This window comes from Streptomyces sp. NPDC111744 (genome assembly GCF_055634995.1).
The window spans coordinates 209,121-224,032 of record NZ_JBVKCG010000010.1 but is presented as its reverse complement, the minus strand read 5'-3'; the positions used below and the strand labels follow the sequence as shown (position 1 = coordinate 224,032).

Below are 14,912 nucleotides of genomic sequence, written 5' to 3'. Positions count from 1 at the left end.
TACCGACCAGTCGGTAACGTGCCCGCATGACCACTGCCGCCCTGGAGCCGCGCGCCGGCCGCCGCTGCCACACCCTGCTCAACTCCCTGCACGCGACCCACTTCTTCAGCCCCGAGCTGGCCGAGGAACTCGCCGCGCTCGGGGTCACCCATCCGCGGGCCGTCAACTTCGCGGTGCGGGCCGCCGCGTTGGGGCCGGTCGGGCCCGGCACGGTGACGGCCACGTTCTACAACTACAAGTACGAACTGGTGGCCCGGCATGTCCCGGCCGTCTGGGAGACCGCGTCACCCGGCGATGTCCTCGCCGCACGCGCGCGTGCCGTCGACGCCTCGATGCGGCGGCTGCTCGGCGCGGACGCGGTGGCCTCCGCCGGAATGGCCGAGGCCGCGCGGCTCGCGCTGCGCGCCACCGAGGCCTGCTCCCGCTCCGGCCGCCCGCTGTACGCGGCGCACGCCGACCTGCCGGTGCCCGAGGAACCCCACCTCGCCTACTGGTACGCGGCCACGCTGCTGCGCGAGCACCGTGGCGACGGGCACCTCGCGGTGCTGATCTCGGCCGGTCTCGACGGACTGGAGGCGGTGGTGACCCACACCGCGACCGGCAAGGGCATGAAACCCAAGTGGGTGCTCGCCACGCGCGGCTGGAGCAGGGACGACTGGGACGCCGCGGTGGAGCGGCTGCGGGAGCGCGGGCTGCTCGACGCGGCGGGCGAGCTGACCGAGGCGGGGACGGCCCTGCGGGCGGACATCGAGACGGAGACGGACCGGCTGGACCGGGCACCCTACGAGCATCTGGGGGCCGACGGAGTGACCCGGCTGACCGAGCTGGCGAAGGGGTTCGCGGGTGCGGCGCTCGCCGCGGGGGCCTTTCCGGCGGACCTGGTCGGCAAGGGGTGAGCCGAGCGCCTTCACGGCCGGTTCAAGAGACACGTGGGGCACAGGGAGCGCGACGGGAGTACGACTTCGTGTCGCGGAACGGCGCCCTGAGGCCCGGTTGTCGGTGTCACCTGCCACAATTGCCGCGCAACCTCAGTGAGAAGGCGGTACGGGATCGTGACGACACCCGGGTCCCTGGTTCCAGGGTCCATCGAAGGCAGGATCGCCGAGGAACTCGGCGTACGGGAGCGGCAGGTCAAGGCTGCCGTGGAGCTGCTCGACGGCGGTTCGACGGTGCCCTTCATCGCCCGCTACCGCAAGGAAGCGACCGAGATGCTCGACGACGCGCAGCTGCGCACGCTCGAGGAGCGGCTGCGCTACCTGCGGGAGCTGGAGGAGCGTCGGACGGCGATCCTGGAGTCGGTGCGCGAGCAGGGCAAGCTCACCGAGGAGCTGGAGGCGCAGATCCGGAGCGCCGAGACCAAGGCGCGGCTCGAGGACATCTACCTGCCGTACAAGCCGAAGCGGCGGACCAAGGCGCAGATCGCGCGGGAGGCCGGCCTGGAGCCGCTGGCCGAGGGGCTGCTCGCCGACCCGACGGTGGAACCGCTGGCCGCGGCCGCCGCGTTCGTGGACGCCGACAAGGGCGTGGCCGATCCGCAGGCCGCCCTGGAGGGTGCCCGCGCGATCCTCACCGAGCGGTTCTCGGAGGACGCCGACCTCATCGGTGAGCTGCGCGAGCGCATGTGGGTGCGCGGCCGGCTCGCCGCGAAGGTGCGCGAGGGCAAGGAGGAGGCGGGCGCCAAGTTCGCCGACTACTTCGACTTCGCCGAGCCGTTCACCGAGCTGCCCTCGCACCGCATCCTGGCGATGCTGCGCGGCGAGAAGGAGGAGGTCCTCGACCTCGTCCTGGAGCCGGAGGAGCCGACCGAAGGACCGTCGTCGTACGAGGGCATCGTCGCCCACAAGTTCGGGATCACCGACCGGGGGCGGCCCGCCGACAAGTGGCTGACCGACACGGTCCGCTGGGCCTGGCGCACCCGCCTCCTCGTCCACCTCGGCATCGATCTGCGGCTGCGGCTGCGTACGGCCGCCGAGGACGAGGCGGTCAATGTCTTCGCGGCGAACCTGCGCGACCTGCTGCTCGCCGCCCCGGCCGGCACGCGCGCGACGCTGGGTCTGGACCCCGGTTTCCGTACCGGCGTGAAGGTCGCCGTCGTCGACGCCACCGGCAAGGTGGTCGCCACCGACGTCATCTACCCGCATGTCCCCGCCAACAAGTGGGACGAGGCGATCGCCAAGCTCGCGCGTCTCGCCAACGAGCACACCGTCGAGCTGATCGCGATCGGCAACGGCACGGCGTCCCGCGAGACCGACAAGCTCGCCGGTGAACTCATCACCAAGCACCCGGAGTTGAAGCTCACCAAGGTGATGGTGTCCGAGGCGGGCGCGTCCGTGTACTCCGCTTCCGCCTTCGCCTCCCAGGAGCTGCCGGACATGGACGTGTCGCTGCGCGGCGCCGTCTCCATCGCCCGCCGGCTCCAGGACCCCCTCGCCGAGCTGGTGAAGATCGACCCGAAGTCGATCGGCGTCGGCCAGTACCAGCACGACCTGTCCGAGGTGAAGCTGTCGCGCTCGCTGGACGCGGTGGTGGAGGACTGTGTGAACGGCGTGGGCGTCGACGTGAACACGGCCTCCGCCCCGCTCCTCGCCCGGGTCTCCGGTATCACCTCCGGGCTCGCCGAGAACATCGTGGCCCACCGGGACACCAACGGCCCCTTCACCTCCCGCGGGCAGCTGAAGAACGTGGCACGGCTCGGCCCCAAGGCGTACGAGCAGTGCGCGGGCTTTCTCCGCATCCGCGGCGGCGACGACCCGCTGGACGCGTCGAGCGTCCACCCCGAGGCGTACCCCGTCGTACGGCGCATGGTGAAGGCCTCGCACCAGGAGGTGGCCGCGCTCATCGGCAACACGGGCGTGCTGCGCTCGCTGAAGCCGGGCGACTTCGTGGACGAGACGTTCGGTCTGCCGACCGTCACCGACATCCTCAAGGAACTGGAGAAGCCGGGGCGCGACCCGCGTCCGGCCTTCAAGACGGCCACGTTCAAGGAGGGCGTCGAGAAGATCTCAGACCTGTCGTCCGGAATGGTCCTGGAGGGGGTCGTCACGAACGTCGCGGCGTTCGGCGCGTTCATCGACGTCGGTGTCCACCAGGACGGTCTGGCGCATGTCTCCGCCCTGTCGAAGACCTTCGTCAAGGACCCGCGCGAAGTGGTGAAGCCGGGTGACATCGTCAAGGTGAAGGTCCTCGACGTGGACATCCCGCGCAAGCGGATCTCGCTGACGCTGCGGCTGGACGACGAGGCGGCACCTCAGGGCGGCGGCGGTCGACAGGGGGGCGAGGGCGGCGAACGACGTCAGCGCGGTGGGCGTCCGCCGCAGCAGCGGCAGCAGGGCGGCGGGCGTGGTGGCCAGGGTGGCGCCGGCGGTGGCGCGCGGCAGGCGCCGGCGCCGGCCAACAGTGCGATGGCCGATGCTCTGCGCCGGGCGGGGTTGCTGGACGGCGGCAAGAAGGGGAAGCGCTGACCGTACCTTCCGGAGGGCGTGGGGAGCTGCGGGTCCGTTGTGGCTGGTCGCGCAGCACGCGGCGGTGGCCGCACATCGAATGCGGCCCCACGCCCCTTGGTTGTTCGGCGTGCCCGGTGTGATCTCGCACTGCGAATTCCCGCGGCGCCCGGGGACGCGGCTCATCGTCGTATCTGTTTCCGTCTCCGACACACAGGTGAGTCACGAGGCTACGGCGCGGCCCAGCACCGCCGCGCCGTCGGCCTCCCCCGCCCGGCGCTCCGCCACGGCGACCGACGCCCCCGAGGCACCGGCTTCGAGCCCGGCGGCCGTTCCCTCCGACACACCGTCCCGAGCAGTGGAACCGCCCGCCGCCCCCGACTGCACCTCGCGTGACCTGACGGCTTCGGAGGGAACGGGCCGGGCCTACAACCACGGCCAGTCGATGCGGTACGCCGTGCAGATCGTGTTGGGCAGCCGCTCGGGCTCGACGTGCCGGCTGAGCGGCTGGCCCGGTCTCACCTTCTTCGGTGAGGGCACCATCCGTGTCTGTACGACGGCCGACCCGCCGGGCTGTGAGAGCGGCCCGGTGAGCACCTCGGGCACCCGCCCGTTCAAGGTCACCCGGTCCCGGGCGGTGGCCCCGCCCGCCGTCTTGCTCAGCCCGGGCCGCACGACCTCGTTCACGATGTCCTGGCCGTACTGCGGCGTCGACCTCTACGCCCCGTACGGGGTCGAGACACGGCTGCCCGGCGATTCCCGGCCGCTGACCGTGGCGCCCACGAAATACGTCATCCCGTGCGAGGAGAAGCTGGATGTCACCCCCTTCGGGGTCACCACCTGACCCGCCGCGTCCCCGTCACAGGTGTCCGCGCCGCTGTACGAAGCCAGAGGCGGCTCTCAGCGTTCGGTCACCTTGCCTGCCGCTACCTCCAGGCGGCGGGTGACGTGGACCGCGTCCAGCATGCGGCGGTCGTGGGTGACCAGCAGAAGCGTGCCCTCGTAGGTGTCGAGGGCCGACTCCAGCTGTTCGATCGCGGGCAGGTCGAGGTGGTTCGTCGGCTCGTCCAGGACGAGGAGGTTGACGCCCCGGCCCTGGAGCAGCGCCAGCGCCGCACGTGTCCGTTCCCCGGGTGACAATGTCGCCGCGGAGCGAAGGACATGGTCCTGCTTGAGGCCGAACTTGGCGAGCAGAGTGCGGACTTCGACCGGCTCGGTGTCCGGGACGGCCGCGCAGAAGGCGTCCAGCAGGGCCTCTGTGCCGTGGAAGAGCTTGCGCGCCTGGTCGACCTCACCGACGACGACGCCGGAGCCGAGCGCGGCGTGCCCGGCGTCCAGCGGTACCCGGCCCAGCAGGGCGGCGAGGAGCGTCGACTTGCCGGCCCCGTTCGCGCCGGTCACCGCGACCCGGTCCGCCCAGTCGATCTGCAGGGACACCGGCCCGAAGATGAAGTCACCTCGTCGTACTTCCGCATCCCGCAGGGTGGCCACCACGGCGCCGGAGCGCGGGGCCGCCGCGATCTCCATGCGCAGTTCCCACTCCTTGCGAGGTTCCTCGACGACGTCCAGGCGTTCGATCATGCGCTGGGTCTGGCGGGCCTTGGCCGCCTGTTTCTCGCTGGCCTCGCTGCGGAACTTGCGGCCGATCTTGTCGTTGTCGTTGGCCGCCTTGCGCCGGGCGTTCTTGACGCCCTTGTCCATCCAGGAGCGCTGCATCTGCGCGCGGTCCTGGAGGGCGGTCCTCTTGTCGGCGTACTCCTCGTAGTCGTCGCGGGCGTGCCGGCGGGCCACCTCGCGTTCCTCCAGGTAGGCGTCGTAGCCGCCGCCGAAGAGGTTGATCCGGCCCTGGGCGAGGTCGAGTTCGAGGACCTTGGTGACCGTGCGGGTGAGGAACTCCCGGTCGTGGCTGACGACGACAGTGCCGGCGCGCAGGCCGGTCACGAAGCGTTCGAGCCGTTCCAGACCGTCCAGGTCCAGGTCGTTCGTGGGCTCGTCGAGCAGGAAGACGTCGTAGCGGGAGAGGAGGAGGGAGGCGAGGCCCGCGCGGGCCGCCTGGCCGCCGGAGAGGGAGGTCATGGGCTGGTCGAGGTCGACGGTGAGGCCCAGGGAGTCGGCGACCTCCTCGGCCCGCTCCTCCAGGTCCGCGCCGCCGAGGCCGAGCCAGCGCTCCAGAGCGGTGGCGTACGCGTCGTCGGCCCCTGGCGTCTCGTCCACCAGGGCCTGGGTGGCCTCGTCCATCACGCGCTGTGCCTCGGCGACGCCGGTGCGGCGGGCGAGGAACGCGCGCACGGTCTCGCCCGGCCGCCGCTCCGGCTCCTGGGGCAGATGGCCGACGGCCGCGGTCGGCGGGGAGAGCCGCAGCTCTCCCTGCTCGGGGGCGGTGAGCCCGGCGAGCAGCCTGAGCAGGGTGGACTTGCCCGCGCCGTTGGCACCGACCAGCCCGATCACGTCCCCGGGCGCGACGACGAGGTCGAGCCCGGAGAAGAGCGAGCGGTCGCCGTGCCCGGCGGCGAGGTTCTTGGCGACGAGGGTGGCAGTCATCAGAACGCCGATCCTAATGCGCCGGGAAGCACACCCTCAGCCCCCTCTTCTCCGCCGGTCAGTGCGCCGTCGCCGCCACCAGGACGCTCCCCGAGGTGCGGGCGACGACATAGGCGCCGCCCTTGGCCGCCTTGCCGTCGAGGGGGATGCGGTGGCTGCCGGGTTCCAGGACGCCGTCGAAGAGATCCTGGGAGCGGAGGCGCGCGAGGCGGTCCAGGCGGTACGCCGTGAGCTGGACCCGGCAGGGTGAGGTGACCTCGATGCCGGCCGCGCCGTCGGCGGCGACCAGATGGGTCAGACGGCGCTGTGGGAGCGGGCTACGGTCGAGGGCGTGTTCGATCTGGGCGACGAGGAGGGGGACGATCGGGGCGAGCCCGTCGACGTAGGTGACCTCCACTCCGGCCCGGTCGAACGCCTTGCGTACGGCGGCCCGTTCGGTCTCGCCTGCCGTGGGGCCGAAGGCCACCGCGCCGTAGCCGCGGAGTTCCTCGGCGGGGACGCCCTCGGCGTCGCGGGTGATGTCGGCGCCGATGCCGATGGTGCGCAGGGCGGCGGCCAGCTTGGCGAGGAGGGCGACGCGGGCGCCGATCAGGAGGACGCGGCGGCCCGGCGGGGGGCCGGAGTCGTCGAGGAGGGCACCGAGGGCCTCGCGGTACTCGGCGCCGCGGAAGCGGAACGGACCGATGCCGTGGTAGCCGTTGAGCTCCAGGTCGGCGTGTTCCTCGGTCTGCCAGGCGAAGTCCCGCCAGACGTAGTCGTCGCCGTCCTTCTCGATGACCGCGGTGACCGCGCCGCAGGCCAGGTCCTCGCACTCGGGGCAGCCATAGATGACGTACCGGTCCTCGGGCAGTGGCGCGTCGGACTCCAGCAACAGGCTGCGCACCTGGGCGGTGAAGATCGCGGGCGGGATGTCGGAGGCGAGCGGGGAGACGGCGTCCAGGTCGGAGAGCTGGAACAGCAGCGGGGCGCCGTCGACGACGAAGTCCACGAAGTCCCGGTGGACCTGGTAGCCGCCGTCGGCGCGGACACCGCCGGCGCGCATCGCCGGGGCCAGGCCGAAGGTCGCGTATGCGGCAGACATGCTGTGAGTATCCCCAGAGCGGGACGATCTGAGCGCGGCATGACATATTCCGCTAACGTCCCGGCATGGGCCGTGAGCTGAGTGACGAAGTGATCGTGGTCGGTGGCGGGGTCGTCGGGCTGACCACGGCGGTGGTGCTGGCCGAGGGCGGGCGCCGGGTGCGGGTCTGGGCGCGGGAGAGCGGCGAGCGTACGACCTCGGCTGTCGCGGGAGCGCTGTGGTGGCCGTACCGCATCCGGCCGGAGCGGTCGGCCGGGGAATGGGCGCTCGAATCCCTGGCGGTGTACGCGGAGTTGGCGGCGCGGCCGGAGGAGACGGGCGTACGCCTGGTCGAGGGCGTACACGGCGGGCTGCGGCTGAACGGGCTGGGTCCGTGGGCGGCGCGGGTGCCCGGGCTGACCGACACGGCCGAGGGGGTTTCGGCGCGGCTGCCGTTGATCGACATGCCGGTCCATCTGGCCTGGTTGCGGGAGCGGTTGGACAAGGCGGGCGGGACGGTCGAGGAGCGGGTGGTGTTCGGGCTGGGTGAGGTGCCTGCGGCTGCTGTGGTCAACTGCACCGGGCTCGGGGCTCGTTCGCTTGTTCCGGATCCGGCCGTGCGTCCGGTGCGCGGGCAGCTGGTCGTGGTGGAGAACCCGGGGATCGCCACCTGGTACACGTCCGTCGACGCGCCCGACGGGAGGCCCGGCGGAGGATCCGAAGGGGGATCCGAAGGGGGATCCGAAGGGGGTGTCTCCGCCTACTTCTTCCCGCAGCCGGGCGGGTTGCTGCTCGGGGGTACGGCGGAGGACGACGCCTGGTCCCTGGAGCCGGATCCAGACATCGCGGCCGGAATCGTGGCGCGTTGTGCGGCGGTACGGCCGGAGATCGCCGGGGCGCGGGTGCTCGGGCACCGGGTGGGGCTGCGGCCGTACCGGGAGGCGGTCCGACTGGAACGTGAACTCCTTCCTGACGGGCGGGTATTGGTGCACAACTACGGGCACGGCGGGGCCGGGGTCACTGTGGCCTGGGGATGTGCCCGTCAGGCGGCCGGGCTGGTGGAACCGGGGCCGGCCGCCTGATCGGTCAGCTCAGCGGGACGCGCAGCGCGGTGTGCGGGGCACGCACGCCGGTCAGGGCGCTCGCCTCGGGCGCGGTCCAGCTCGCGGAGGTCGCACGGGCGAACGCGGCAGCTCCGCCGACGAGCGGGACCCTGGCCGCGGTACGGGACAGGTCCAGGGTGAGCGTCGGCGTCGTGGACGGCGGATCGATGAGGTCCTTGTCCGTGCCCGCGACGATCAGCGCCAGGCGGTGCCCCTTGGGTACGACATGGTCGGTGGCCGCCAGGTCGAGGGTGATCGTGTAGGCCTTGCCGGGGGTGAGCGGGACGCCCTTGCCGGGGTCGGCGTAGGTGCCGAGGTCGGCCCAGCCGCGGCTGAGGACCGTGTAGTCGACGGACTTGGTCTTGGCGGTGGTCTTCAGGAAGCAGGCGCTGTCACCGGCCGTGCTCTCGCCCCAGCAGGTGCGGTCGGTGAGGGTGGTGATGCCCTCGGCGGCGTCGGCGTAGTCCCGGATGGTGTCCGGGCCGAGGTCGACCAGGACGGCGGTCAGGTGGGCCGTCGAGGTGGTCGGGGTGGCGGTGACCGTGGCCTTGGAGGAGCCGGACAGGCGCAGGTCGTGCGTGAGCGGCGCGGTGAGGAAGCCGGCCTTGTCCGAGGTCGGGGTGGCGATCTGGGCCGCCCAGTCGGTCTCGCTCTGCCGCGGGTCGTCCGTGAACGTCTCGGTGCCGGAGCTCCGGCTCAGGCCGAGGGTGCCCACGCCCGCCCGGGTGCCGGTGGCGGGGCGCAGGGTGGTGGCCTGCGTACCGCGCGGCGGCCAGACGGACGAGGTCACCCACTGGTCGGGGTGGCGTTCGACGTCGGCCATCGGCTCGCGGTCGATGCCGTTGTCGTAGCCGAGGAGTTCATGGTCGAACCAGCGGTGCAGGGTGTCGACCCAGGCGCCGCGCCGGTAGTCGAAGGGGTCGACATGGCCCGTCTGGGAGAGCCAGATCTTACGTTCGACGCCGTTCTTGGCGAGCGCGTCCCACCACTGGCCGAAGTTCTTGGTGCGGACGTTGAGGTCCTGCATGCCGTGCACGAGGAACACGCTGGCACGCACCTTGGAGGCGTCCTTGACGTAGTCCCGCTCGGTCCACAGACCGGTCCAGTCACCGGTGCGTGGCGCGCCGTCGACCAGCTTCTGCTGTACGGCGGCGCACTTGGCGTAGGCCGCGTCGCTCTCCACCGCGCCGGCCAGCCAGTCGAGTCCGGAATCGTAGAGCGGGGCGCCCTGGGCGAAGTAGTAGTCGTACCAGGAGGAGATGGAGCTGATCGGAACGATCGTCTTTAGGCCTTTGACGCCGGTGGCGGCGACACCGTTGGCGATGGTGCCGTCCCAGCTCTTGCCGATCATGCCCGTCCTGCCGTTGGTCCAGGTGGCCTTGACGGTGGTGCCGCCGGTGCGGCTGCTGTAGGCCTTGGCGCGGCCGTTCAGCCAGTCGACCACGGCCTTCGCGGACTGGATGTCCGAGCGGCCGCCGACGTCGACACAGCCGTCGGAACGGTTGGTGCCGGCCAGGTCGACGCCGACGGCTGCGTAGCCGCGGGGCACGAAGAAGTTGTCGTAGAACAGCGGCATCCGGACGATGTTGCCGTCGGCGTCGTACGTCTTGAGCTGGCTCTCGTTGCCGCGTCCGCAGCAGGAGTAGTAGGGGCTGGCGTCCATGATGACCGGCACCTTGCGGCCCTGCGCGGCGGGTTCGGCGGGCCGGACGATGTCCGCGGCGACGCGGTCGGTCTTTCCGTCGCCGTCGGAGTCGAGGCCGGTGTCCACCCAGACCGCCTCGCGGATGGCGTCGGCGTAGGAGTAGACGGGACGGCTCTCGCGCGGGGCCGCCCCGGCCGCCTGGGCCGCGACCGGGCTGAGGAAGGCGGCTGTCAGGGCTGCGACAGCCGCGATGACGAACGGTCTCCAGATCGTGAAGCGCGTGCGTTTCGGCATGCGGCGGACGCTACCCCGGTCAACTCCCGTGCAGAAGGGGGCGCCTGAGGGACGCGCCGGGCTGATTGCGGCCGAATGGCGATCGTGTGACAGCAGGGGCCGTGGACAGGCCAGGGGTCACAGGGACTGAATAGGCTCCGAACAGTTTCGTGCTCCATCGACTTGGCGTTCCCGCCCGGTTGTGGCGGGCGCGCCTCGGCCCCCTAGCGATCTGGAGTTCTCGTGCACCGCAGAATCCTCGCGCCGGGCGCACTCGCGGCGGCCTCCCTTCTGCTGGCGATCCCGGCATCGGCCGCGAGCTACAGCCCCGGCGCGCCGGGCATCGGCGACCCCTACTACCCGTACTACGGCAACGGCGGTTACGACGTCTCCCACTACGACCTGCGTCTGCAGTACCAGCCGGCCACCGACGAACTGGCCGGCACGGCGACGATCCTGGCGCGGACCACGCAGGACCTGTCCAGCTTCGACCTGGACTTCCTCCTCGACGTGAGCGAGGTGCGGGTCAACGGGGCGAAGGCGGACTTCACCACGACCGGTCAGCACGAGCTGGTGGTCACCCCCAAGTCACAGCTGGCGAAGGGCACACCGGTCACGGTGGTCGTCCGCTACAGCGGGGTGCCGTCGACGAAGAGCGCCTACGGCTTCAGCACCTGGCACCGCACGCCCGACGGAGCGGTCGCGGCGGACGAACCCGAGGCCGCCTGGTGGTGGTATCCGAGCAATGACCACCCGCTGGACAAGGCGACGTACGACGTCTCGGTCGCCGTCCCGGACGGCACCCAGGTCATCTCCAACGGCCTGCTCCAGTCGACGAGTTCACAGCGCGGCTGGACCCGCTACAACTGGCGTCAGAACAAGCCGCAGGCGACCTATCTGACCACGCTGGCCGTCGGCAGGTTCGACATCACGACGAGTACCTCCGAGGGCGGGGTTCCGGTCGTCAACGCCTACAGCAAGGACCTCGGCGACAACGACGGGGCGGCGCGGGCGAGCGTGGAACGCACCGGGGAACTGGTCGACTGGCTTTCCGGCTACTTCGGGCCGTACCCCTTCAGTTCGGCCGGCGGGTATGTGCCGAACACGACGACCGGGTACGCGCTGGAGACGCAGACCCGCGTGTACTACAGCCCCAGGCAGTTCGCGAACGGCTCCAACACCTCCGTGGTGGTGCACGAGCTGGCGCACCAGTGGTACGGCGACGACGTCTCCCTCAAGGGCTGGAAGGACATCTGGATCAACGAGGGCTTCGCCCGTTACGCCCAGTGGCTGTGGTCCGAGCACGAGGGCGAGGGCACGACGCAGGAACTCGCCGACTACGTGTACGCGTCGCATCCGGCCGACGACGCCTTCTGGACGGTCAAGCCGGGGGATCCCGGCCCGGACGACCAGTTTGACATCGCCGTCTACGACCGCGGGGCGCTGGCCGTGCAGGCGCTGCGGAACGCGGTCGGTGACGACGCCTTCTTCGCGATCCTGAAGGGGTGGCCGAAGGAGCATGCGTACGGCAATGCTTCGGTGGCCGACTTCGAGGCCTACGCGGAGCGGGTGTCGGGGAAGTCGCTGTCCGCCGTGTTCGACGCGTGGCTGTTCCAGCCGACGAAGCCGGCGGAGCCTGCGGTGAAGGCCGCGGGGACGGTCAGGACCGTGGCGCCGGCCCAGCCGAAGTCCTGGAAGACGATCGAGGCCACGAACGACGTGCACTGAGGGGTTGCCGGGTTCGGTGGGGTGGGGACTGCGGGTCCGTCGTGGCTGGTCGCGCAGTTCCCCGCGCCCCTAGTGGGGCGCTTCCTCGCCGTAGTCGTACACCGTGACCGCTATTCCACGCCCCACCAGCCGGTTCTCTATCAGCGGCTCGACGCGCGACCACTTTCCGCCCGCCAGCCCGCAGCCTATGCGGGGCATGTGGACGGACGCGCCGAGTTCGAGTGCCTCGTCGGCCAGCCTGCCGAGCGCCGTGTCGATCGCCTCGTAGCGGACCGGCGCGCCCTTGCTGCCTGTTCTGGTCCCCCGCTGGCCGATCATGTTGGCCACCCAGAGGTATCGCTCGACGCGTACCAGTTGGGTCGCGCCCAGGCCGAAGTCGGTCGCCGCGCGGTCGCGGTGCCAGGCGCGGTACGCCTTTTCCGGCTCCGGCCAGCGACGCGAGAGCGCCAGGACGAAGCCCTTTCCCCAACCCCCCAGGTCGTTGCAGACATGTGCGATCACCTTGACGCCCTTGCCCGACGGCGCGGTGGCGTCACCCCGGATGTAAGTGATCTCCGACATGACGCCACCGTAGGCGATGCCACTGACAGTGGCGCTGAACTGCTACTTCGTGAGCTGCGACAGTTCCTTGTCGGCTGTCTCGGTGACCCTGCGGCGGACGCCGGTCCAGCCCGCCACCAGCAGTGCGGCGATGACCGGGATGAGCAGGAGGGTCTTGCGGCCGACCTCCGGGTCGTTCCACATCATGCCCAGGCAGACCAGCAGGAAGGCGATCGTGGCGATCTCGGTGGCCGGGCTGAAGCGGAGGCGGAACGTGGGGCGGTCGACCAGGCCCGCCTTCGCCCGGCGGACGAAGATCAGGTGGCAGAGCATGATGATCACCCAGGTGCTGATGATGCCGAGGGAGGCGACGTTCAGCACGATCTCGAAGGCCTGGCTGGGCACCAGGTAGTTCAGGCCGACGCCGAGCACGCAGACGGCGCAGGTCAGCAGGATGCCGCCGTAGGGGACCTGGCTGCGGTTCATACGGGCCGTGAACTTGGGGGCCGAGCCGGCCACGGCCATGGAGCGGAGGATGCGGCCCGTGGAGTACAGGCCGGAGTTGAGGGAGGACATCGCCGCGGTCAGGACCACCAGGTTCATGACGTCGCCGGCGCCCGAGACGCCGATCTTGGAGAGGACGGTCACGAAGGGGCTCTGGTCGGCCGAGTACACCGAGCCGGGGAGGAGCAGGGCCAGCAGGACGACCGAGCCGACGTAGAAGATGCCGACGCGCCACATGATCGAGTTCACCGCGCGCGGGACGACCTTCTCCGGCTCGGCGGTCTCGCCCGCCGCGACACCGACCAGCTCCAGGGCCGCGTACGCGAAGATCACGCCCTGCATGACCAGGACGACCGGCATCAGGCCGTGCGGGAGGACACCGCCGTGGTCGCTGATGGCGCTCAGGCCCGGGGTCTGGCCGTCGACCTTGTGCTGGGTGGCCAGCAGGAAGATGCCGATCAGCATGAAGCCGACCAGGGTCGCGACCTTGATGATCGCGAACCAGAACTCCATCTCGCCGAAGATCTTCACCGAGATGAGGTTCACCGCCAGGACCACGGCCAGGGCGATCAGCGCGAGCGTCCACTGCGGGATGCTCGTGAACATGCTCCAGTAGTGCGTGTAGAGCGCGATCGCGGTGATGTCGGCGATTCCGGTCGTCGACCAGTTCAGGAAGTACATCCAGCCGGCGACGTAGGCGCCCTTCTCGCCGAGGAACTCGCGCGCGTACGACACGAAGGAGCCGGACGACGGGCGGTACAGGACCAGCTCGCCGAGGGCACGGACGACGAAGAAGGCGAAGACTCCGCAGACCAGGTAGGCGAGGGCGAGCGCCGGGCCCGCGTTGTGGAGGCGTCCGCCGGCACCGAGGAAGAGGCCGGTGCCGATCGCGCCGCCGATGGCGATCATGTTGACATGGCGGGCCTTGAGGTCCTTGCTGTAACCGGCGTCGCCCGCGTCCGCGGGCGTCTGGGCCACGTCGGTCCGGGTGGTGACGGCCTGTGCCGTGTCCACGGCGTCCTTGCTCACAGGTGGATTCCACTCTCTGGTGCGCCCGAGCGGATCGCGCTCGGGTTTCCGGACGTAGTCGGTCGGCGCGCTCGGTGGTGGGCACAGACCACGACACCACCTTCCCCCGGACACCAGGGCATATGCGATGGCGCACATCACAGAGCGGCACATCTCACAAGACTGCGATCACGACATCTGGGCGAAGATCTGCTGAACAGTTGATTCGCGTACCCGCCCGGGCCCGGGTGTCACAGTGTTGCTGTGACAGCGATACTGTTACGCATGACGACCGACACCGACAGTGAGCCCGGTGAGCCGGCGCTCACGATCGACGAACTGGCCGCCCGGGCCGGCACCACGGTCCGCACGGTCCGGTTCTACGGCACCAAGGGGCTGCTCCCGCCGCCGGTGATCGGTCCGCGCCGGGTGGGCCACTACGGGCCCGAGCACCTGGCCCGGCTGGCGCTCATCGAGGAGCTTCAGCACCAGGGCATGACGCTGGCGGCCATCGAGCGCTATCTGCACCGGCTGCCGCCCGGGCTGAGCCACCACGACCTGGCCGTCCACCGGGCCGTGATGGCCGCCTGGGCCCCGGACGCCGAGGAGACGGTGAGCGCCGGGGAGCTACGGCGGCGGGCCGGGCGGCCGCTGGACGAGGGGGACGTCGAGCGGCTCGTCGCCATGGATGTCGTACGGCGTGACGGTGACGCCTACCGCATCGATCCGGGCCTTCTCCGGCTCGCCGTACAGCTCCTGGACGTACCGCTGTCCGAGAAGGCGATCCTGGCCGCGCGCACGGTGCTGATCGAGCACTCGCGCGCGGCCGCCCACGAGCTGTCGCAGCTGTTCCGGGCCGAGGTGGCGGAGCGGGCCGAGGAGGACGTGAGGTCCCTGTCCGCGCATATGCAGCCGCTGGTGGTGCAGGCGCTGCTGACGACGTTCCAGCGGTCGCTCAGGGAGGAGGTGCACCAGTGGCTCTCCGGCCCGGAGGAAGGCCCGCCCTCCTGAGGGCGGGGACCGGGCCGGACGCCTGCTGGGCGCCCGGCCCGTGGTGTGCCACTGAGCGG

Annotated in this window: 12 protein-coding genes; 6 read left to right on the top strand and 6 right to left on the bottom strand. The window is 71.0% G+C overall.

The annotated features are described in order from the left end of the window. The first annotated feature begins 26 nt into the window (after positions 1–26). Entirely contained in the window at positions 27–896 is an 870-nt protein-coding gene (locus tag ACZ7OO_RS23605; protein ID WP_471507294.1) for an SCO6745 family protein, read from the top strand. Between the two features lie 156 nt (positions 897–1,052). After that, positions 1,053–3,461 carry a Tex family protein gene (locus ACZ7OO_RS23600; RefSeq protein ID WP_471507292.1) on the top strand — a complete coding sequence of 803 codons (2,409 nt, stop codon included), beginning with the start codon at positions 1,053–1,055 and terminating at the stop codon, positions 3,459–3,461. Positions 3,462–3,662: 201 nt separating this feature from the next. Here ACZ7OO_RS23600 and ACZ7OO_RS23595 read toward each other — a convergent pair whose 3' ends face one another. Beyond that, the gene (locus ACZ7OO_RS23595) at positions 3,663–3,785 is read right to left on the bottom strand and encodes a hypothetical protein (RefSeq protein WP_471507290.1); all 123 of its coding nucleotides are present in this window, start codon (positions 3,783–3,785) and stop codon (positions 3,663–3,665) included. A gap of 13 nt (positions 3,786–3,798) precedes the next feature. On the opposite strand from ACZ7OO_RS23595, the gene ACZ7OO_RS23590 reads away from it, so the two are divergent. Then, entirely contained in the window at positions 3,799–4,284 is a 486-nt protein-coding gene (locus ACZ7OO_RS23590; RefSeq protein ID WP_471507288.1) for a DUF4232 domain-containing protein, read from the top strand. 56 nt (positions 4,285–4,340) lie between these two features. Here ACZ7OO_RS23590 and ACZ7OO_RS23585 read toward each other — a convergent pair whose 3' ends face one another. Then, positions 4,341–5,981, bottom strand: coding sequence for an ABC-F family ATP-binding cassette domain-containing protein (locus tag ACZ7OO_RS23585; RefSeq protein ID WP_471507286.1), 1,641 nt, complete (start codon positions 5,979–5,981; stop codon positions 4,341–4,343). Between the two features lie 58 nt (positions 5,982–6,039). Continuing rightward, complete coding sequence (locus ACZ7OO_RS23580; RefSeq protein ID WP_471507284.1) at positions 6,040–7,062, bottom strand: oxidoreductase; 1,023 nt, start codon at positions 7,060–7,062, stop codon at positions 6,040–6,042. A gap of 65 nt (positions 7,063–7,127) precedes the next feature. Here ACZ7OO_RS23580 and ACZ7OO_RS23575 point away from each other — a divergent pair, with 65 nt between their 5' ends. Further along, the gene (locus ACZ7OO_RS23575; protein ID WP_471507282.1) at positions 7,128–8,123 is read left to right on the top strand and encodes an NAD(P)/FAD-dependent oxidoreductase; all 996 of its coding nucleotides are present in this window, start codon (positions 7,128–7,130) and stop codon (positions 8,121–8,123) included. Between the two features lie 4 nt (positions 8,124–8,127). On the opposite strand, the gene ACZ7OO_RS23570 is transcribed toward ACZ7OO_RS23575, so the two are convergent. Next, the gene (locus ACZ7OO_RS23570; protein ID WP_471507280.1) at positions 8,128–10,083 is read right to left on the bottom strand and encodes a Xaa-Pro dipeptidyl-peptidase; all 1,956 of its coding nucleotides are present in this window, start codon (positions 10,081–10,083) and stop codon (positions 8,128–8,130) included. Between the two features lie 222 nt (positions 10,084–10,305). Between ACZ7OO_RS23570 and ACZ7OO_RS23565 the strand changes: the two genes are divergently transcribed. After that, a complete protein-coding gene (locus tag ACZ7OO_RS23565) occupies positions 10,306–11,790 on the top strand; it encodes a M1 family metallopeptidase (RefSeq protein WP_471507278.1) in 1,485 nt (494 codons plus the stop codon). 69 nt (positions 11,791–11,859) lie between these two features. On the opposite strand, the gene ACZ7OO_RS23560 is transcribed toward ACZ7OO_RS23565, so the two are convergent. After that, the gene (locus ACZ7OO_RS23560) at positions 11,860–12,351 is read right to left on the bottom strand and encodes a macro domain-containing protein (RefSeq protein WP_471507276.1); all 492 of its coding nucleotides are present in this window, start codon (positions 12,349–12,351) and stop codon (positions 11,860–11,862) included. 42 nt (positions 12,352–12,393) lie between these two features. Further along, positions 12,394–13,863 carry an amino acid permease gene (locus ACZ7OO_RS23555; RefSeq protein WP_471507274.1) on the bottom strand — a complete coding sequence of 490 codons (1,470 nt, stop codon included), beginning with the start codon at positions 13,861–13,863 and terminating at the stop codon, positions 12,394–12,396. 264 nt (positions 13,864–14,127) lie between these two features. On the opposite strand from ACZ7OO_RS23555, the gene ACZ7OO_RS23550 reads away from it, so the two are divergent. Further along, positions 14,128–14,853 (top strand): MerR family transcriptional regulator, encoded by a 726-nt coding sequence (locus tag ACZ7OO_RS23550; protein WP_471507272.1) that lies wholly within the window; start codon positions 14,128–14,130, stop codon positions 14,851–14,853. The last annotated feature ends 59 nt before the right edge of the window (positions 14,854–14,912 follow it).